Origin of the sequence: Thermophilibacter sp. ET337, from assembly GCF_024733715.1 — a bacterium.
GTDB lineage: Bacteria > Actinomycetota > Coriobacteriia > Coriobacteriales > Atopobiaceae > Thermophilibacter.
Genome location: NZ_JANRHO010000002.1, coordinates 256,334 through 275,254, shown reverse-complemented (window position 1 = coordinate 275,254; position 18,921 = coordinate 256,334). Strand labels below are relative to the sequence as shown.

Sequence of the window (18,921 nt, the reverse complement as noted above, 5' to 3'; positions counted from 1 at the left end):
GTGCGGGGAGGCGCGTCGCCCGTCCTTCTCGCCCGCCGACGTGTCGCTCCGGGAGTTCCGTCCGGATTCCGCACGTGCCTCAAAGACGTGCGGCTTCCGGTCGGTTTCGGGCCCAAGACCGTCCGGATTCCGCACGTGTCCCAAAGACGTGCGGCTTCCGGTCGGTTTCGAGCCCAAGACCGTCCGGATTCCGCCTGTTCCTTGGAGGGTGCGGCGTCGGGCTGGCGGATGCCTGTCGCGGCGGGCGACACGTGCTAAAATAACCAGCTTGTATGCGCATAAAAACCCGACCGCAGGGGAGACCAATGAGCACCGCCGACTACAAGACCATGACCACCGCGGAGATCCGCGAGGACTTCCTCCGCTTCTTCGAGAGCAAGGGCTGCAAGCTCTACCCCTCGTCCTCGCTCGTCCCGGACGACCCGTCGCTGCTGCTCACCAACGCCGGCATGAACCAGTTCAAGGAGTACTACCAGGGCAAGAAGACCATGCCCGAGATCGGCGCGTGCTCCTGCCAGAAGTGCCTGCGCACCAACGACATCGACAACATCGGCGACGCCACGCACCTCTCGTTCTTCGAGATGCTCGGCAACTTCTCCTTTGGCGGCTACTCCAAGGCCGACGCCATCGCCTGGGCCTATGACTTCATCACCAGCCCCGAGCACCTGGGCCTTCCGCCCGAGCGCCTCTACATGACCGTCTTCGAGGACGACGACGAGGCCATCGAGCTGTGGCACGAGCAGGGCGTCCCCTACGACCACATCTCCCGCCTCGGCGCTGACGACAACTTCTGGGCGGCCGGCCCCACCGGCCCCTGCGGCCCGTGCTCCGAGATCTACTTCGACCAGGGCGAGGAGTTTGGCTGCGGCGGCGAGCACTGCGGCCCCGGCTGCGACGACTGCGACCGCTTCCTGGAGTTCTGGAACCTCGTCTTCACGCAGTACGACCGCCAGGAGGACGGGTCGCTGCCGGAGCTGCCGCACAGAAACATCGACACCGGCATGGGCCTCGAGCGCATCGCCGCGATCATGCAGCACAAGGGCACCAACTATGACGGCGACCTGCTGCAGACCCTGATCGGCGTGGGCGAGCGCCTCTCCGGCAAGACCTATGGCGACGACCCGGCCAGCGACCGCAGCCTGCGCATCGTGGCCGACCACGCCCGCGCGGTCACCTTCATGATCGGCGACGGCATCCTGCCCTCCAACGAGGGGCGCGGCTACGTCCTGCGCCGCCTGCTGCGCCGCGCGGTCTACCACGGTCGGCTCATGGGCATCGAGGGCGAGTTCCTGAGCGCCTACGTCGAGGAGATCTGTCGCCTCATGGGCGAGAACTACCCGGCCATCGTGGAGAGCCACGCCCTGATCGACGGCATCGTCCGCGCCGAGGAGGAGCGCTTCGGCGCGACGCTCGACGCCGGCGAGGAGAGCCTCGAGGCAGAGCTCGGCAAGCTCGCCGACGGCGAGCAGCTCCCCGGCGAGGTCGCCTTCAAGCTGCACGACACCTACGGCTTCCCCATCGATCTCACGCGCGAGATCTGCGAGGGCCGCGGCGTGGTCGTGGACATGGACGCCTTTGACGCCTGCATGACCGAGCAGCGCGAGCGCGCCCGCGCCTCCGCCAACCGCGACGCCTGGGGCACCTTCAACGACGTCTGGACCGCTCTCTCTGACCGCCTGGCCGCCACCGAGTTCTGCGGCTACGACAGCGACGCCGCCGAGGCGACCGTCCTGGCCGTCGTCGCCGACGGCGAGGAGGTCGAGCGTGCCGAGAAGGGCGCCGAGGTCGAGGTCGTTCTCGACCGCACACCGTTCTATGCCGAGATGGGCGGCCAGGTGGGCGACACCGGCACCATCTCCAGCGCCGGCGCGCGCCTGCGCGTGACCGACACCAGAGTCAAGGGCTCCCTCTACGCCCACGTGGCCGTGGTGGAGGAGGGCACGCTCGCCGCGGGCGACGCCGTGAGCGCCGCCATCGACGCCGGCCGGCGCGAGCTCATCCGCCGCAACCACACCGCCACCCACCTGCTCGACGCCGCCCTCAAGAAGGTCCTGGGCGAGCACGTCTCCCAGGCCGGCTCCCTTGTGGCCCCCGACCGCCTGCGCTTTGACTTCACCCACTTCGAGGCCGTGACCGCCGACGAGCTCGCCCGCATCGAGGGCATGGTCAACGCCGAGATCTTTGCCGGCGAGCCCATCGTGACCCGCGTCATGGGCATCGACGAGGCCAAGGCCTCCGGCGCCGTCGCCCTGTTTGGCGAGAAGTACGGCGACGTGGTGCGCGTCGTCTCCACCGGCGAGTCCGACGAGCCCTTCTCGCGCGAGCTCTGCGGCGGCACCCATGCGCGCAACACCGCCGACCTGGGGCTGTTCAAGATCGTCTCCGAGGGCTCGGTGGGCTCCAACGCCCGCCGCATCGAGGCCGTGACCTCGATGGGCGCGATCGAGTACGTGGACGAGCGGCTGCTCGCCCTCGACGACGTGGCCCGCGAGCTCAAGTGCCGCCCGGACGACGTCGCCGAGCGCGTGGCGACGCTTCAGGCTGAGCTTCGCGAGACGCGCAAGGCCCTCGAGGCCGCCACGACCGGCGCCGGCGCCGGCAAGGTGGCCGACGCGTACAAGTCCGCCGTGCAGCTCGACGGCTACAAGGTCGTCGTCGCGCGCCTGGACGGGCTCTCCGGCAAGGAGATGCGCTCCGCCTGGGACGGCATCCGCGACGCCGCCGGCGGTGACGCCGTGGCCTGCGTGATCGCCTCCGCCACGCCCGACGGCAAGGTGGCTCTGCTCGCCGGCGGCACCGACGGCGCCGTGGCGAAGGGCTTCTCGGCCGGCTCTATCATCAAGGACATCGCGGGCCTCGTCGGCGGCCGCGGCGGTGGCAAGCCCGCCATGGCGCAGGCCGGAGGCTCTGACCCCTCCGGCATCGACGCCGCCCTCGACGCGGCCCGTTCGGCGCTCGGAATCTAGTGCGGGTCCTCGCGCTCGACATCGGCGAGGTGCGCGTCGGGGTTGCGGTGAGCGACCCCGACGGGCGCGTCGCGTCCCCGGTCTGCGTGCTGCCGGCGCCCGAGGTGCTTGGCTGCGCGCGCAGCTTCCGCCGCGTCCTGGAGGACTGGGAGCCCGACGTTCTTCTCTGCGGGCGACCCCTCACCCTCTCCGGGGAGGAGGGGCCCCAGGCGGAGCGCATCAAGGATCAGGCACAAAAGATCGCAAAATCCTGCGGACTTCCGCTGGAGTTTGCCGACGAGCGCCTCTCGTCGGCGGAAGCTAAGCGTATCCTGAAAGAACAGGGCCTCTCCGAGCGCTCGATGCGCGGCAAGGTCGACATGGTTGCCGCGTCCCTGTTCCTGCAGTCCTGGCTCGACGCCAGGCAGAGCTGAAAGGGCACGATGGCCACTACCGACGGCAGGACCCCCTCGACCCGCGGGTCCCACTTCAGCACCGACGGCGCGACCGAGCGCCGCGACACCGCCCCCTCCCACGCCGAGCACGCCCAGCCCGCCGAGGCTCCCGCCGCGCTCGGTACCGTGAGCGCGCCGCGCAGCGCGCTCTCGGGCAGCCGCGTCTCGAGCCGCACCGCCGCCGCGACGCGTCGCGCGGGCAGCCGCCGCGTCCAGCGCGACGAGACCGCCCGCCGCCAGAGCCGCGCCCCGTTCTTCGCGCTCGCCTTCGTTGCGGTCGCGGTGGTCGTCGGCTTTGTCCTCGTGGTCATCCCCGCGCTGACGGGGAGCACGGGCGAGGGGGAGACGCAGGAGGTCGTCGCCGGCAACACCGTGACCATCACCGTGCCCGAGGGCTCGGGCGCCGCCGCCGTCGCCGACGCGCTCTTCGACGCCGGCGCCATCGCCAACAAGAGCGAGTTCCTCTCCGAGGTCCGCCGCACCAACGCCGAGGCGAGCCTCAAGAGCGGCACCTACGAGATCGTCACCGGCACCGACCAGTCCGACATCATCGCGATGCTCACCACCGGCCCGGTCATGGCCGTGAGCTTCACCATCCCCGAGGGCTACACCCTCGCGCAGATCGCCGCGGTGGTCGAGCAGGAGGCGAACATCCCCTCCTCCGACTTCCTCGCCCAGGCCAAGGCCTCGGCATACGTGGACGACTACCCCTTCCTGGCCGACGTCACGGACGACTCGCTCGAGGGATACCTCTTCCCCAAGACCTACGGCTTCCCCACGTCCGACGTCACCGCCGACGACGTGATCCGCGCGATGCTCGACCAGTTCCAGACCGAGGTCGCGAGCATTGACTTCAGCGCGGCCATCGCCTCGATCCAGGAGCGCTACGGCATCACCGTCAACGAGGACGACATCATCACGATGGCCTCGATCATCGAGCGCGAGGCCGCGACCGACGAGCAGCGCGCCGACATCGCCTCGGTCTTCTACAACCGCCTCGAGATCGGCATGATGCTCCAGAGCGACGCCACCCTCGTCTACTCGCTCGGCCGCGACGTCACCGCCGACGACCTCAAGGTCGACGACCCCTACAACACCTATACGCGCGAGGGCCTCACGCCCACGCCGATCTGCTCGCCCGGCCTGCCCTCCATCCAGGCGGCGGCCAACCCCTCGGAGACCAGCTACCTCTACTTCTACATCACCCCCGACACCGCGACGTTCTCCGAGACCTACGACGAGCACACGCAGTCCTGGTAGCAGGTGGTGACCATGGGGCTCTTCTCGGCGACGCGCTACGTTGCCTCCCTGCCGCAGGTGAGCGTGGAGGGGCTCGTGCGCGACGGCGTGCGGCTCGTGCTGCTCGACCGTGACAACACCTGCGTCCCGCGCGACGCCCACGCGGCTCCGGCGGCGGTCGAGGACTGGCTCGCCCGCGCCCGCGAGGCCGGGCTCGAGCTGTGCCTGGTGTCCAACAACTTCCACACGAGCCACGTGAGTCGCACCGCGCGCGAGCTCGGCGTGGACTTCGTCGACCACGCGATGAAGCCGCTTCCGCTGGCGCTTCGGCGCGCGATGCGCCGCTTTGGCGCGCGGCCCGGCGAGACCGTGATGATCGGAGACCAGGTCTACACCGACGTCGCCGCCGGCAACCTCGCCGGCGTGCGCACGGTGCTCGTGCGCCCGCAGTCCCGGGCGGACCTCTGGTACACCCACGTCTTTCGCGTCTTCGAGCGGCTCGCCCTGCGCGGCAGGACCTTCGAGGGCGAGTAGGGCCAAGGGTCGCGGGCCGGATCCCGCCGAGGGGCGCCTCAAGGCGTTCCCCCGTGCCGCGCTCACTGCTAGAATCGGGAGCGGTAGATTCGGAGGAGGGTGCGTGCAGGACAGCAGCGGGGGATACGTCGTTCACGAGGGGTGCGACCACATCTTCTTCGTGGGCTTTCTCGGAGCGGGAAAGTCGACGCTCGCCCGCAACCTCGGCGCGCTCTTCCATCGTCCCCACGTGGACACCGACCGCCTCGTCGAGCGAGCCCTGGGCAAGACGGTGGCGCAGGTCTTCGCCGAGGACGGGGAGGCGGCCTTCCGCGACGCCGAGACGCGTGAGCTCTCGCGCCTCTCCGCGCGCAAGTCGCTGCTCGTGAGCTGCGGCGGAGGCATCGTCGAGCGTCCCGAGAACTGCGAGCTCATGCACGAGATGGGCGCGGTGCTGTTCCTCGACGGGGACCTCGCCGACTCCCTGCGCCAGATTCGCTGTCCCGAGCGGCGGCCGGACCTGGGGACGGCCGAGCACGCAGCGGAGGTCTACCGGCATCGCCGGCCGCTCTACGAGGCTGCCGCCGACCTCACCATTGACATTCGGAACAAGACGTTTGAGCAGGTGGCGCACGAGGCCGGCCAGCTGCTCTGGGAGAGGGGCCTGCTATGAGCGACGAGACGGTCGAGGAAGTCGGCGAGCTGCACCGCATGAGGCAGTGGGTGGCGCTGCGAGGCTCCTCGATGGACGTGCGCGGCGGCATCGGGCTCTCCGGGCACGTGGCCAAGGACCTGCGCACCGCCGTCGGCAAGCCCCACGCCTGCGCCCTCGTGGGGGAGCGCGGGGTCTCCGACGAGCTGCTCGCCACCTACCACCGCGACCTCTCCTCCGCCGGCTTCGAGGTCCGTCCCCTCGAGATGCCGGGGGACGGATGCGACCTCGCCCGGGTCGAGGCGCTCGCCGAGCGCCTGCTCGAGGCGCGCGTGACGGCGGACGACCTCGTGGTCGTCATCGGCGGCGACGAGACGCTCTCGTGCGCCGCGCTCGCGTGCTCCCTGTGGTGCGGCGGCGTCTCGCTCGTCGAGGTCCCGATCGACGCGGTCAGCGCGGTCCGCTCCTCGGTGACGCCGCGCCCGCTCGACCTGGCCGGCGCCCCGCAGATGCTGAGCCATGACGCGGGTGCTCGCTTTGCCATCGTCGACGTGCGCCTGTTTGACCTCGATCCCGTCCACGAGGAGCTGCGCCACGCCTTCGCGCTCATGGCCGCGACGGCCGCGTGCGACTCCAACAAGGCCTTCGAGCGGCTCTGGGACTCCACCGACGAGCTCGTCGCCGGCAATGAGCAGGTCATCTTGCGGCAGATCCTGGACGCGGTGAAGAGCCGTGGGCGCGTCGTGGGCTCCACCTCCGCCGCGACCCGGCAGTCCGTCTCCTATGGCGAGGACTTCGCCCGCGCGCTGCGCTCCGTCTCGGGGGACTCCGTGCCCGCATCGTCGCTGCTCGCCGACGGGCTGCGCTTCTCGGCTCGCCTCGCCGTGGCCCTCGAGCAGCTCTCCGTCGACGACATGTTCACCCAAGACGAGCTCCTCGAGCGCCTGGGGCTCGGGACCTGCGAGGTCCCCGTCGACCCCGACGCCCTTGTCGCCGCCCTCAAGCAGGAGCGCTTCTCGCGCACCAACCGCTTCATGATGGCGACCCCGCGCGCCCTCGGGCGCGTGCGCCTGAGCGTGATCCCCGACGACCTGCTCGCAGAGCACGCCGCCGCCTGGTGCGCCTCCCGCTAGCGATATGGGTTGACAATCACGTCAGGTTATATTGTCAACCCGTCATGAGGGTTGACAATATAACCTGACGTGATTGTCAAATGACGTGATTGTCAAAGAAAGGAAGCAGCATGGCAGACAACACTGCATGCGCGGGGCGCGTCGAGCGCCTGCGCGAGCTCATGGGGGAGCGCGGCTACGACGCCGTCATCCTGCGCAACAACCCCGACCTGCGCTGGCTCACCGGCGCCGAGCGCACCTTCGACTTCGAGGTCGCCCACACCGCCGTGGTGACGCGCGACGACCTCTGGCTCCACACGGACTCCCGCTACTACAACACCTTCCGCGAGCGCCTGGGCGCCGACTGCCCCTGGAAGATCGACCAGGACGTCATCGCCCCCGCCCGCTGGGCCGCCGAGCGCGCCCGCCGCGCCCGCGCCCGCGTGGTGGCCGTCGAGGACACCTGCACCCTCTCGTTCTTTGACGACTTCACCGCCGAGTGCGCCGCCGTCGGCATCGCCTGCCTCACGCCGCGCCTGCACGGCGACATCTGCGACCTGCGCAGCGTCAAGGACGCCGAGGAGGTCGAGCTCATGAGGCGCGCCCAGGAGGTCACCGACGCCGCCTTCGACCACATCTGCGGCTTCATCCATGCCGGCCTCACCGAGCAGGAGATCCGCGTCGAGCTGGAGAACTACATGCTCTCCCATGGCGCCGACGAGCTCTCCTTTGGCACGATCATCGCAGCCGGCGCAAACGGCGCGAACCCCCACGCCCAGCCCGGCCCCTACGTGGTCCAGGAGGGCGACCTCATCGTCATGGACTACGGCGCCGGCTACCATGACTACCACTCCGACATGACGCGCACCATCTGCGTGGGCGAGCCGACCTCCGAGCAGCGCGCCGTCTACGACGTCGTCCGCCGCGCTCACGAGGCCTGCGCCGCCGCGGTGCGCGCGGGCGTGGTCGGCCGCGACATCCACCAGGTGGCCGTCGACGTCATTACCGAGGCGGGCTACGGCGAGTACTTCGGCCACGGCCTCGGCCACGGCGTGGGCCTCGAGATTCACGAGCGCCCCAACTTCAACCGCGCCTGGGACCGCCCGGTGCCCGCGGGCTCCGTCGTGACCATCGAGCCGGGCATCTACCTGCCGGGCAAGTTCGGCATCCGCCTCGAGGACTTTGGCCTCGTGACCGAGGACGGCTACGAGCCCTTCACCTGCTCCACCCACGACCTCGTGATCGTCGGCAAGTAACCGAGAAGAACCTTGCTTTGGGGCCCGTCGGGCGTGTCTCCGTGCGAAGAGGACTGTTTGAGCGCGGGGACACGCCCGACGGCTTTGCCGCCGCACGTTCTTCTCGCCCGTTGAGCGGGGAAATGTGAACGAAACATCTTCACCAGGTGACCACAGCTTGGTAGAATGTGGACGGTACGTGGAGCAATGGGGGAGAAGTTGTGCAGGGGGAACCTGTCGCTGCGCGTACGGTTCTGTAGGTAGGAGTCCGCGAAAAGAAGAAGGAGGTATGCGGTGGTTAGCATTGTTCTAGCCAGTCACGGCTCGTTCGCCGAGGGCATCAAGATGTCCGGCCAGATGATCTTTGGCCCTCAGGAGAACGTCGCCGCCGTGACGCTCACGCCCGACATGGGGCCAGATGACCTCAGGGCAAAGATCCTCGAAGCTGTCTCCGGCTTCGACGACCAGGATCAGGTGCTGTTCCTGGTCGACCTCCAGGGTGGCACGCCCTGGAACCAGGTGTCGCTGCTGCTCGGGGAGGAGGGGCACGAGAACTGGGTCGCCGTCGGCGGCATGAACCTCCCGATGCTCATCTCCGCCTATGGCGAGCGCATGGGCAGCGATTCCGCCGCCGAGGTCGCCAAGGCCATCTATCCCGAGGCCAAGGCCGGCGTCTGCATCAAGCCCGAGGAGCTCGCCCCCGCCGAGGCCGCCGCGCCCGCAGCCGCCCCGGCCGCCGCGCCCGCCGGCGCGATCCCGCCCGGCACCGTGCTCGGCGACGGCCACATCAAGATCGCCCACTGCCGTGTGGACACCCGCCTGCTCCACGGCCAGGTCGCCACGGCGTGGACCAAGCAGATCAACCCGGACCGCATCATCGTCGTCTCCGACGGCGTCGCTCACGACGAGCTGCGCAAGACGATGATCACCCAAGCCGCGCCTCCGGGAGTCAAGGCCCACGTCATCCCGATCTCCAAGATGATCGAGGTCGCCAAGGACCCGCGCTTCGGCGCCACCAAGGCGTTCCTGCTCTTCGAGACCCCGCAGGACGTGCTCAAGGCCGTCGAGGGCGGCGTCGACATCAAGAACGTCAACCTCGGCTCCATGGCCCACTCCGTGGGCAAGGTCGTCGTGACCCAGGCCATCGCCATGGACCAGGACGATTACGACACGATCGAGAAGCTCTCCTCGCTGGGCGTCAAGTTCGACGTCCGCAAGGTCCCGGCGGACTCGCCCGAGAACTTCGAGAGCATGATGAGCAAGGCCAAGGCCGAGCTCGCTGCACAGGCATAAGAAGGAGGGAAGCATGTCGGTATTCACAATCATCCTGATTGTCTTTGTTGCCTTCCTTGCCGGCATGGAAGGCGTTCTCGACCAGTGGCAGTTCCACCAGCCGCTCGTCGCCTGCACGCTCATCGGTCTGGTGAGCGGTTACCTCGAGGCTGGCATCATCCTCGGCGGCACCCTGCAGATGATGGCCCTCGGCTGGGCCAACGTCGGCGCCGCCGTCGCCCCTGACGCCGCGCTCGCCTCGGTCGCGTCCGCGATCCTGATGGTCATCGCCCTCATCGGCGGCTCCGACCAGGGCACGGCCATCTCCACGGCCATCGCCGTCGCCGTCCCGCTGTCCGTGGCCGGCCTGTTCCTGACCATGATCGTCCGTACCATCGCCATCCCCATCGTCCACATCATGGACGGCGCGGCGGCGCGCGCGGACTACACCGCCCTCGACGTCTGGTCGATCATCGCCATCTGCCTGCAGGGCATCCGCATCGCCATCCCGGCTGCGGCTCTGTGCTTCATCCCGTCCGAGGCCGTCATGGGCGCCCTCAACATGATGCCCGCGTGGCTGAACGAAGGCATGACGATCGGCGGCGGCATGGTCGCGGCCGTCGGCTACGCCATGGTCATCAACATGATGGCGACCAAGGAGGTCTGGCCGTTCTTCGCGCTGGGCTTCTGCCTCGCCGCCATCTCCCAGCTCACCCTCATCGCCCTCGGCGTCATCGGCATCTCCCTGGCCCTCATCTACCTGGGCCTGAAGGAGCTTGCCCAGTCCGGTGCCGGCGCTGCCGGCTCGGGCGACCCGCTCGGCGACATCCTGGACGACTACGAGTAGGAAGGGAGGAGAGGCATACATGGCAGATAAGATCACGCTTTCCAAGAGCGACCGTCTTGCGGTTTGGTTCCGTCACCAGTACCTCCAGGGCTCCTGGAACTACGAGCGCATGCAGAACGGCGGCTGGTGCTTCTCGATGATCCCCGCGATCAAGAAGCTCTACCCCAACAAGGAGGACCAGATCGCGGCCCTCAAGCGCCACATGGAGTTCTACAACACGCACCCGTACGTGTCGTCCCCGGTCATCGGCGTCACGCTCGCCCTCGAGGAGGACCGTGCCAACGGCGCCCCCGTTGAGGACGCGGCCATCCAGGGCGTCAAGGTCGGCATGATGGGCCCGCTCGCCGGCGTCGGCGACCCCGTCTTCTGGTTCACCCTCAGGCCCCTGCTCGGTGCCCTCGGCGCGTCGCTCGCCATGGGCGGCTCCATCATGGGCCCGATCCTGTTCTTCGTGCTGTGGAACGTCATCCGCCTCGCGTTCGAGTGGTACACGCAGGAGTTTGGCTACAAGCTCGGTACCTCCATCACCAAGGACCTCTCCGGCGGCCTGATGGGCAAGATCACCGAGGGCGCCTCGATCCTCGGCATGTTCGTCATCGGCGGCCTGGTGGAGCGCTGGGTGTCCATCAAGTTCACCCCGATCGTCTCCACGGTCACGCAGTCTGAGGGCGCCTACATCGATTGGAACGCCATCGCCGAGACCGCCGGCAGCGGCGCCCAGGGCGTCGCGGACGCCATCAAGAGCGCGCTGTCTTCCTATAGCTCGCTCGGCGCCACCGGCCTTTCCGTCGACAAGGTCACCACGCTCCAGGCCAACCTCGACCAGCTGATCCCCGGCCTCGCCGCCGTGGCCGTCACGCTGCTGTGCTGCTGGCTGCTCAAGAAGAAGGTCTCCCCGATCGCCATCATCATCGGCATGTTCGCGGTGGGCATCCTCGGCCACCTCGCCGGCATCCTCTAAGGCGTCGGCCAGCCCGACCTCTCGGGGCCGCGCGCTCGCAGGAAGTGTCACAATGGCATTTCCTGCGGGGCGCGGCCCCGCGCTTGTCTCGGAAAGGAATGGGGCGCTCCCATGGCTCAGTCTCGCAACACCAAGGTCGACCTCGCCATCCCCGCGACGATGTTCGTGGGGCTCACCACCACCGGCAACATGATGGTGGGGGACAAGGCCCTCGAGTACTACAACGAGCGCAACGTCGAGGACTACATCCAGATCCCCTGGGACCAGATCGACCACATCGCGGCATCGGTGCTCTTCGGCGGGCGCGTCATCCCGCGCTTTGCCGTCTTCACCAAGGAGAACGGCCACTTCGCCTTCTCCACCCGCAACAACCACGCGGCTCTCCGCGCCATCCGCACCTACATCGGGGGCGAGAAGATCGTGCGCTCGGAGACCTTCTTCGGCGTGCTGCGCGCCGGTGTGGTGGGCCTCTGGCACCGCATCACGCGCCGCGGGTAGGTTCTGCGCCTGGGGCGTCCCGGCCCTGTTCTTCTCGGCAATTTAGGCGTTTTCATGGGCCGCCGCCCGCCCGTGCTAGAATACGGGGTCGTATGTACGCGCCCCAGCCGGGGCATTGAGGGAAAAGAGCACACGTGGCAACCATCAGCACCGCAGACTTCAAGAACGGCATGGGCCTCAAGATCAACGAGAAGTACTACACGATCGTCGAGTTCCAGCACGTCAAGCCCGGCAAGGGCGGCGCCTTCGTCCGCTACAAGATCCGCGACCTCAAGACCGGCCGCGTGATCGACCAGACCTGCAACGCCGGCACCAAGTTCGAGAACGTGCAGCTCATCACCAAGGAGATGCAGTACCTCTACAACGACGGCGGCACCTACTACTTCATGGACAACGAGACCTACGAGCAGGTCGAGCTCCCCGCGGACTTCATCGGCGACAACGCCAAGTGGTTCAAGGAGAACGACAACGCGCAGCTGCTCTACGCCGACACCGAGCTGCTGGGCGTCGAGCCCCCGATGTTCATCGAGGCCGAGATCACCGAGACCGACCCCGGCTTCAAGGGCGACACCGTCCAGGGCGGCACCAAGCCCGCCACCATCGAGACCGGCGCCGTCATCCAGGTCCCGATGTACCTCAACCAGGGCGAGCGCATCAAGGTCGACACCCGCACCGGCAAGTTCGTGAGCCGCGTCTAGGCCTCGCCTCGCATCGCGACGCCGCCCGCGGGGGAGACCCCGCGGGCTTTTTTGTCGGCGGCGCAGGCCAGCCGCCAACGGGTATACTGTTGTGAACAAGCGCACGCAGCGGGCCTTCGCGCCCGGATTCGACAAGGGGGTCCAACATGGCCGAAAGCGAGCTCCACGTCTCTGGCATCGGCATCTCCAAGGGCGTCGTCTCCACGATCGTCTCCATCGCCGCCCGCCGCGTCGAGGGCGTCGCCTCCGTGGGCGGCAACGACATCACCTCGAGCCTCATCTCCGTCTTCACCAGCAGGACCGTGGCGCCCGAGAACGCCGTCGAGTCCTACGTCGAGGATGACCGCCTGCACGTGACCGTTCACCTGGCCGTCTTCTACGGCTACCCCTTCACCAAGCTCGCCGCCGACGTGCGCGATGAGGTCGCCGCCGCCGTGACCGAGCAGATCGGCGTCGGCGTCGCCGCCGTCGACGTGTGCATCGACAGCCTCGTCTTCCCCAAGGAGTAATTTGAGCACTCACTTCGGCGGGCGCACGCTCGCCCGCAGCCAGGCCCTCCAGCTGCTGTTCCAGGCGGAGGCCAACTCCCGCGCCGTGCTTTCGGTCCTCGATGGCGACTACGCCCTCTCGCAGGGCCCTCTTGATGACTACGCCCGCAGGCTCGCCCTCGGCGCGGATGAGATGCGTCCCGACCTCGACGCCGTCATCGCGATGCGCTCGACTGGCTGGTCCGTGGGCCGCCTCAATGCCGTCGATCGCAACCTGCTGCGCCTCGCGCTCTACGAGATGCTCTGCGTCGACGAGGTCGACGTGGCGGTCACCATCGACGAGTGCGTCGAGCTCGCCAAGGCCTACGGCACCGACGAGTCCTCGCGCTTCGTGAACGGCCTTCTGGGCCGCGTCGCCGACGACCTCGACGCCGGCGTCGACGTCGTCTCCAAGGCTCGCGAGCAGGCCGAGAAGAGCGTGGAGGCCGAGGCCGATCAGGACATGGACGCGGAGGCCGAGGAGGCGGCCGAGCAGGACGCCGAGGCCGAGCAGGACGCGGAGGCCGAGTAGTGGCCCGCGTCGACGTCTCCCAGTACCAGACCTTCGGCGACATCACCGAGCGCCTCGACGACATCGTCGCGCAGGTTCGCGACAAGGACGTCTCGCTCGAGCGCTCACTCGACCTCTTCGACGAGGCCATCGCGCTCGGATCCAAGGCCGTGAGCCTCGTCGACGCCACGGACTTCTCGCCCGAGGAGGAGGCGCGCCTCGCAGAGGAGCCCCCCTCCGAGGACGCTGCCGAGAAGGACGGCGAGCCCGAGGTCCCGGCCGGCGAAGAGCGGCCGGACGAGCCCGCGGGTGACGGACGCTAGGATGGCCCGCCGTCGCCTCGACGCCGAGCTCGTCGAGCAGGGGTACTTCTCGACCGTGGACGAGGCGATGCGCGCCGTGATGGCGGGCGACGTCTCCACGAGCGACCGACGACTCTCCTCGCCCGGGGAGCAGGTGCGCCCCGGCATCGAGCTGCACGTGCGCGGGCGCTCGCGCTACGTGAGCCGTGGGGGGCTCAAGCTCGAGCGCGGGCTCGACCACTTTGGCATCGACCCGGAGGGGCTTGCGTGCCTCGACGTGGGCTGCTCCACCGGTGGCTTCACCGACTGCCTGCTCAAGCGCGGGGCCGCGTCGGTCATCTCCGTGGACGTGGGCTATGCGCAGTTCTCGTGGGAGCTGCGCGGCGACGACCGCGTGCGGCTGCTCGAGCGCACCAACATCATGGACGTGCCGGCGCTCGTGGGCACGGGCGTCTGTGACCTCGCCGTCTGCGACGTCTCCTTCACCTCCGTCGTCACCGTGCTTCCCGCCGTCCTGGAGCTGCTGCGTCCCGGCGGGACCTTCCTCACGCTCGTGAAGCCCCAGTTCGAGGCCGCGCGCGAGGATGTGGGGGAGGGGGGCGTCGTGCGGGACCCCGCCGTCCGCGCGGCGACCCTCGCGCGTGTGCGCGCGGCCTTCGAGGAGGCCGGGATGACCGTGCTCGGCGACTGCGAGAGCCCCATCACCGGCCACAAGGGCAACGTCGAGTACCTCCTCTGCGGCCGGCGCGAGCGGTAGACGGGCCCTTTTTTCGCGCCGACGGGATAGAATCAAAGCGATGCGTAGGTGATCGAAAGGGTGGCCGTGAAGGTTCTCATCGTTCCCAACTACTCCCGCGCCGACGCCCTGGAGGGCGCGCGCCATCTCGAGGACTGGCTCGGCGACCAGGGCATCGACGCCACGTGGGCGCGCGACAAGAAGCTCTTCCCCGACGCCGAGGACACCGCGGAGGGCTGCGAGCTCGTGGTCTCGCTCGGCGGCGACGGCACGCTGCTGCGCGCCGCGCGCACCGTGGGCTACTCGGGCGTCCCCATCGTGGGCATCTCCTACGGGCACCTCGGCTTTCTCACGGCGGCAGGTCCCGAGGACCTCATCGTGACCGTCGAGGACGCGCTCGCGGGCGAGCTGCACGTGTCGCGGCGCGCCACGCTCGACATCGAGTGCGAGTTCGAGGCCAAGGACGGCTCCGTCTCCACGCGCCACTGCTTCGCCCTCAACGACTTTGCCGTCTCGCGCGGAGGTGCCGGCAACATGGTCGAGTTCGACGTCTCCGTCTCGGGCAAGCACATCGACCGCCTGCGCGGCGACGGCTTCGTGGTCTCCACGGCCACCGGCTCCACCGGCTATGCGCTTGCCGCGGGCGGGCCCATTGTGACCCCCGAGTTCACGGGCATGGTGTGCGTGCCCATCGCCCCGCACACGATCATGGCGCGCGCGTTTCTCACCTCGCCCGCCGACGTCGTGGAGATCGAGATGAGCCCCGAGCGTCCCGTGATGCGCCACTTCTTCGCCGACGGCCAGCCCGTCCCGCGCGAGAAGGGCACGCGCGGCGTGCGCGCGTGCGTGCGTCGCGGACCCGGCGACGTCGTGCTTCTCGACCGCAGCACCCAGAGCTTCTACGACTCGGTCTCGCGCGTCTTCTACGGGCAGGTGGGAAAGTAGATGATCGACGAGTTGCACGTGCGCGACGTCGCGCTGATTCGTGACGCTGGCATCGAGCCGGCCCCGGGGCTCACCGTGCTCACGGGCGAGACGGGTGCGGGCAAGACCGCGCTGCTCTCCTCGATCAAGCTGCTGGTGGGGGAGCGCGCCGACGCGGGCATGGTCCGCGAGGGCGCCTCGTCGCTCGAGGTCGAGGGGCGTCTGTTCCTGCGCGGCGACGACGAGGACGGCACCGTGGTGCGCCGCCGCGTGACCAGCGACGGCCGCGGGCGCGTTGAGCTGGACGGCCACATGGCGAGCGTGCGCGAGCTCGCCGCGCGCGTGGGCTCGACCGTCGACCTCTGCGGTCAGCACGAGCATCAGCGCCTGCTCGCGCCCCAGGCCCATGTGGAGCTGCTCGACTCGTGGGCGGGCGCGCCGGCGGCCGAGGCGCTCGGGGCGTATCGCGACGCCCTCGCCGCGGCGCAGGAGGCGGCCGCTGAGCTCGAGCGCGTCCGAGAGATGGGGCGCGCGACGGGGGAGCGGCTTGAGGAGGCCGCCTTCGTGCTCCGGCGCATCGACGAGGTCGACCCGCGCGAGGGCGAGCTCGAGGAGCTCGAGGCGCAGCTGCCGCGCGTGGAGCACGGCGAGGCCCTCATGGCGGCCGCCTCCGGCGCCCGCGAGCTGCTCTCCGGCGACGGCGGGGCGTGTGACGCCCTCGGCGAGGCGGTGAGCGCGCTCAGGGACGCCGCGCGCTATGACGACGCGCTCGGGGCGTGGGCCAAGACCCTCGAGAGCTCGCTCATCGACGTCGAGGACGTGGCGGCAGAGCTGCGCGACTACGCGGACGAGGTCGACTTCGACCCCGACGAGCTCGAGCGCCTGCAGACGCGCCTCTCGCGCCTCGAGGGGCTCATGCGCGCCTACGGGCCGCGCATGGTCGACGTGCTCGAGCGTCGTGACGAGGCCCGCGAGGTCGTGGCGGCCGCGAGCGACGGCGGCGAGCTCGAGCGGCGCGCCGCCGAGGAGCTCGAGCGCCGCGAGGAGCAGCTCTCCCGCGCGGCGGATGCCTTGGACGCCGTGCGCGCCGAGGCCGCCCCGCGCCTGGCCGCGGCCGTCTCGGAGCAGATGGGCTTTCTCGAGATGGGCACGGCGGCCCTCGAGGTCAGCTGCGAGCGCCTGTCCCGCGCGGAGTGGGCCCGCTCCGGCCCCTCGCGCGTCGAGTTCCTCTATCGCCCCGCCGCCGGCCTCACGGCCCGGCCGCTGCGCAAGATCGCGTCGGGCGGCGAGGTCAGCCGCGTGATGCTCGCCTGCAAGGTGGTGCTCGGCGAGGCGGACGACTGCGAGACGCTGGTCTTCGACGAGGTCGACGCCGGCGTGGGCGGCGCCACGGCGGTCGCGCTCGCGAGCGTGCTGGCGCGCCTCGCCCAGACCCATCAGGTGATCGTGGTCACGCACCTCGCCCAGGTGGCGGTGGCGGCCCAGAAGCACTACCTCGTGAGCAAGTCCGAGGGGGAGCTCCCCGAGACCTCGCTCATCGAGATCTCGGGCGAGGAGCGCGTCGCCGAGGTGGCGCGCATGCTCTCAGGCGACACCGGCGCCGCGAGCCGCGACCTCGCCCGCGAGATGCTGGCCGAGCGCGGCGCCCGCTGAGGTGCGGCGTCCGGACGTTCTTCTCGCCAAGACCGTCCGATCGCCGCACCTGCACATCGTTTCAGCGTTGTGGCCAACTGTTTCGGGCAGGCGTCCGATTCGGCGAGCGCGCGCGGAGACCCCCGCCGCCTGCGCTACTATGAAGACCCGTGGGAAGCGAACAGCGCGACTACGGGAGGGTCACAGCACATGGCAAAGCACATCTTCGTTACCGGCGGCGTCGTCTCGTCCCTGGGCAAGGGCATCACCGCGGCCTCTCTGGGCCGCCTGCTCAAGTCGCGGGGCTATCGCGTCATGATGCAGAAGGCGGACCCCTACCTCAACGTCGACCCAGGCACGATGAGCCCGTTTCAGCACGGCGAGGTCTTCGTGACCGAGGACGGCTACGAGTCCGACCTCGACCTCGGCCACTATGAGCGCTTCATCGACGAGAACCTCACGCGCGACTCCAACTTCACCACCGGCGCCATCTACCAGAGCCTCATCTCCCGCGAGCGCGCCGGCGACTTCCTCGGCGGCACGGTCCAGGTCATCCCGCACGTCACGGACGCCATCAAGGAGCGCTTCCGCCGCGTCGAGGACGAGACGGGCGCCGACGTGGTGATCACCGAGCTCGGCGGCACCATCGGCGACATCGAGAGCCAAGCCTTCGTGGAGGCCATCCGCCAGTTCAGAAACGAGAAGGGCCGCGAGGACTGCATCCTCATCCACGTGAGCCTGGTGCCCTACATCGCCGCCGCCCACGAGGTCAAGACCAAGCCCACGCAGCACAGCGTGCGGGAGCTGCGCTCCTTCGGACTGCAGCCCGACTTCATCGTCTGCCGCTCGGACCACGAGGTGGACGCCTCCATCCGCGCCAAGATCGCGAGCTTCTGCGACGTCCCCGCGGACCACGTCTTCGAGAACTCCGACTGCCCCTCGATCTACGACGTGCCGGCCCACCTGGCCGCGCAGGGCTTTGACGAGAAGGTCTGCGAGCGCCTGGGCCTGGAGCTGCGCGAGAGCCACATGGAGGGGTGGTACGCCTTCACGGACGCCATGCATGCCGCCAACTCCCGCGAGGACGTGACGCGCATCTGCGTGGTGGGCAAGTACACGCAGCTGCCGGACGCCTACCTCTCCATCATCGAGGCCCTGCACCACTCGGGCGTGCTCTTTGGGCGCCACGTGGACATCCGCCTCGTGGACGGCGAGGCGCTGGACGACAAGAACGTCGAGGAGGTGCTCGGCGACGCCGACGGCATCCTCGTGCCCGGGGGCTTTGGCCTGCGCGGCATCGAGGGCAAGATCTGCGCCGTGCACCGCGCGCGCACCCGGCGCGTCCCGTACCTGGGCGTCTGCCTCGGCCTGCAGGTCGCCGTCTGCGAGTTCGCGCGCGACGTCTGCGGCCTTGCGGGCGCCAGCTCGGCCGAGTTCGACCCCGAGACCCCCCATCCCGTGATCCATATCATGCCCGACCAGGCCGACGTCACCGAGAAGGGCGCCACCATGCGCCTCGGCGCCTACCCGTGCAAGGTCGTCGCCGACACGCTCGCCGAGGAGGCCTACGCCGAGCCGCTCGTCTACGAGCGCCATCGCCACCGCTACGAGGTCAACAACGCGTACCGCGCGCAGCTTGCCGAGGCAGGGCTCGTGGTCTCGGGCCTCTCGCCCGACGACCGCCTCGTCGAGATGGTCGAGCTGCCCGAGGACGTCCACCCGTGGTTCGTGGCGAGCCAGGCCCATCCCGAGTTCAAGAGCCGCCCGGACCGCCCGGCGCCGCTGTTCCGCGAGTTCGTGCGCGCCGCGATCGCCCATCACGAGGGTGTCTCGCGACATGACGTGAAGCCGCTCGGATAGGG

19 protein-coding genes are annotated in these 18,921 nt (G+C 69.3%); all 19 read left to right on the top strand.

Translation table 11 applies throughout. The features are described from left to right. The first annotated feature begins 305 nt into the window (after nucleotides 1–305). The 19 genes from alaS to NW198_RS03270 all read left to right on the top strand — a co-directional run bounded on the left by alaS (nucleotide 306) and on the right by NW198_RS03270 (nucleotide 18,919). Nucleotides 306–2,966 carry an alanine--tRNA ligase gene (gene alaS, locus NW198_RS03360; protein ID WP_258340005.1) on the top strand — a complete coding sequence of 887 codons (2,661 nt, stop codon included), beginning with the start codon at nucleotides 306–308 and terminating at the stop codon, nucleotides 2,964–2,966. After that, nucleotides 2,966–3,379 (top strand): Holliday junction resolvase RuvX, encoded by a 414-nt coding sequence (ruvX, locus tag NW198_RS03355; RefSeq protein ID WP_258340003.1) that lies wholly within the window; start codon nucleotides 2,966–2,968, stop codon nucleotides 3,377–3,379. Before alaS ends, ruvX begins: the two co-directional genes overlap by 1 nt. Before the next feature lie 9 nt (nucleotides 3,380–3,388). Next, nucleotides 3,389–4,660 (top strand): endolytic transglycosylase MltG, encoded by a 1,272-nt coding sequence (mltG, locus tag NW198_RS03350; RefSeq protein ID WP_258340002.1) that lies wholly within the window; start codon nucleotides 3,389–3,391, stop codon nucleotides 4,658–4,660. A gap of 12 nt (nucleotides 4,661–4,672) precedes the next feature. Further along, nucleotides 4,673–5,173: a YqeG family HAD IIIA-type phosphatase gene (locus tag NW198_RS03345; RefSeq protein WP_087314074.1), complete on the top strand. Its 501-nt coding sequence runs from the start codon at nucleotides 4,673–4,675 to the stop codon at nucleotides 5,171–5,173. 103 nt (nucleotides 5,174–5,276) lie between these two features. After that, the gene (locus NW198_RS03340) at nucleotides 5,277–5,825 is read left to right on the top strand and encodes a shikimate kinase (protein WP_258340001.1); all 549 of its coding nucleotides are present in this window, start codon (nucleotides 5,277–5,279) and stop codon (nucleotides 5,823–5,825) included. Continuing rightward, nucleotides 5,822–6,937: a 3-dehydroquinate synthase gene (locus NW198_RS03335; RefSeq protein WP_258340000.1), complete on the top strand. Its 1,116-nt coding sequence runs from the start codon at nucleotides 5,822–5,824 to the stop codon at nucleotides 6,935–6,937. The genes NW198_RS03340 and NW198_RS03335 overlap by 4 nt, the downstream gene beginning before the upstream one ends. 110 nt (nucleotides 6,938–7,047) lie before the next feature. Continuing rightward, nucleotides 7,048–8,172 (top strand): Xaa-Pro peptidase family protein, encoded by a 1,125-nt coding sequence (locus NW198_RS03330; protein WP_258339999.1) that lies wholly within the window; start codon nucleotides 7,048–7,050, stop codon nucleotides 8,170–8,172. A gap of 273 nt (nucleotides 8,173–8,445) precedes the next feature. Then, nucleotides 8,446–9,444, top strand: a complete 999-nt coding sequence (locus NW198_RS03325) for a PTS sugar transporter subunit IIB (RefSeq protein ID WP_087314082.1) — start codon at nucleotides 8,446–8,448, stop codon at nucleotides 9,442–9,444. A gap of 13 nt (nucleotides 9,445–9,457) precedes the next feature. Beyond that, entirely contained in the window at nucleotides 9,458–10,270 is an 813-nt protein-coding gene (locus tag NW198_RS03320) for a PTS mannose/fructose/sorbose transporter subunit IIC (protein WP_258339998.1), read from the top strand. Between the two features lie 19 nt (nucleotides 10,271–10,289). After that, the gene (locus NW198_RS03315; protein ID WP_258339997.1) at nucleotides 10,290–11,231 is read left to right on the top strand and encodes a PTS system mannose/fructose/sorbose family transporter subunit IID; all 942 of its coding nucleotides are present in this window, start codon (nucleotides 10,290–10,292) and stop codon (nucleotides 11,229–11,231) included. Between the two features lie 111 nt (nucleotides 11,232–11,342). Beyond that, the gene (locus tag NW198_RS03310) at nucleotides 11,343–11,729 is read left to right on the top strand and encodes a DUF956 family protein (RefSeq protein WP_258339995.1); all 387 of its coding nucleotides are present in this window, start codon (nucleotides 11,343–11,345) and stop codon (nucleotides 11,727–11,729) included. 134 nt (nucleotides 11,730–11,863) lie between these two features. Beyond that, a complete protein-coding gene (efp, locus tag NW198_RS03305; protein ID WP_087314090.1) occupies nucleotides 11,864–12,427 on the top strand; it encodes an elongation factor P in 564 nt (187 codons plus the stop codon). Between the two features lie 146 nt (nucleotides 12,428–12,573). After that, on the top strand, nucleotides 12,574–12,936 hold the full coding sequence (locus NW198_RS03300) for an Asp23/Gls24 family envelope stress response protein (RefSeq protein WP_087314094.1): 363 nt from the start codon (nucleotides 12,574–12,576) through the stop codon (nucleotides 12,934–12,936). Between the two features lies 1 nt (nucleotide 12,937). Beyond that, nucleotides 12,938–13,486 (top strand): transcription antitermination factor NusB, encoded by a 549-nt coding sequence (gene nusB, locus NW198_RS03295; RefSeq protein ID WP_258339994.1) that lies wholly within the window; start codon nucleotides 12,938–12,940, stop codon nucleotides 13,484–13,486. After that, nucleotides 13,486–13,788, top strand: coding sequence for an exodeoxyribonuclease VII small subunit (locus NW198_RS03290; RefSeq protein WP_258339993.1), 303 nt, complete (start codon nucleotides 13,486–13,488; stop codon nucleotides 13,786–13,788). The genes nusB and NW198_RS03290 overlap by 1 nt, the downstream gene beginning before the upstream one ends. A 1-nt stretch (nucleotide 13,789) precedes the next feature. Continuing rightward, entirely contained in the window at nucleotides 13,790–14,524 is a 735-nt protein-coding gene (locus NW198_RS03285) for a TlyA family RNA methyltransferase (protein WP_258339992.1), read from the top strand. A 66-nt stretch (nucleotides 14,525–14,590) separates the two neighbouring features. Next, nucleotides 14,591–15,448 (top strand): NAD(+)/NADH kinase, encoded by an 858-nt coding sequence (locus tag NW198_RS03280; protein ID WP_087314102.1) that lies wholly within the window; start codon nucleotides 14,591–14,593, stop codon nucleotides 15,446–15,448. Next, nucleotides 15,449–17,080 (top strand): DNA repair protein RecN, encoded by a 1,632-nt coding sequence (gene recN / locus NW198_RS03275; protein WP_087314104.1) that lies wholly within the window; start codon nucleotides 15,449–15,451, stop codon nucleotides 17,078–17,080. Between the two features lie 189 nt (nucleotides 17,081–17,269). Further along, complete coding sequence (locus NW198_RS03270; protein WP_087314106.1) at nucleotides 17,270–18,919, top strand: CTP synthase; 1,650 nt, start codon at nucleotides 17,270–17,272, stop codon at nucleotides 18,917–18,919. The last annotated feature ends 2 nt before the right edge of the window (nucleotides 18,920–18,921 follow it).

Bases quoted from the DNA above. Each gene is read 5' to 3' on its own strand.
- NW198_RS03345 (WP_087314074.1), top strand. From the start codon at position 4,673: ATGGGGCTCTTCTCGGCGACGCGCTACGTTGCCTCCCTGCCGCAGGTG.
- NW198_RS03300 (WP_087314094.1), top strand. From the start codon at position 12,574: ATGGCCGAAAGCGAGCTCCACGTCTCTGGCATCGGCATCTCCAAGGGC.
- mltG (WP_258340002.1), top strand. From the start codon at position 3,389: ATGGCCACTACCGACGGCAGGACCCCCTCGACCCGCGGGTCCCACTTC.
- NW198_RS03285 (WP_258339992.1), top strand. From the start codon at position 13,790: ATGGCCCGCCGTCGCCTCGACGCCGAGCTCGTCGAGCAGGGGTACTTC.
- NW198_RS03335 (WP_258340000.1), top strand. From the start codon at position 5,822: ATGAGCGACGAGACGGTCGAGGAAGTCGGCGAGCTGCACCGCATGAGG.
- NW198_RS03310 (WP_258339995.1), top strand. From the start codon at position 11,343: ATGGCTCAGTCTCGCAACACCAAGGTCGACCTCGCCATCCCCGCGACG.
- NW198_RS03270 (WP_087314106.1), top strand. From the start codon at position 17,270: ATGGCAAAGCACATCTTCGTTACCGGCGGCGTCGTCTCGTCCCTGGGC.
- recN (WP_087314104.1), top strand. From the start codon at position 15,449: ATGATCGACGAGTTGCACGTGCGCGACGTCGCGCTGATTCGTGACGCT.
- NW198_RS03315 (WP_258339997.1), top strand. From the start codon at position 10,290: ATGGCAGATAAGATCACGCTTTCCAAGAGCGACCGTCTTGCGGTTTGG.
- NW198_RS03330 (WP_258339999.1), top strand. From the start codon at position 7,048: ATGGCAGACAACACTGCATGCGCGGGGCGCGTCGAGCGCCTGCGCGAG.
- alaS (WP_258340005.1), top strand. From the start codon at position 306: ATGAGCACCGCCGACTACAAGACCATGACCACCGCGGAGATCCGCGAG.
- NW198_RS03320 (WP_258339998.1), top strand. From the start codon at position 9,458: ATGTCGGTATTCACAATCATCCTGATTGTCTTTGTTGCCTTCCTTGCC.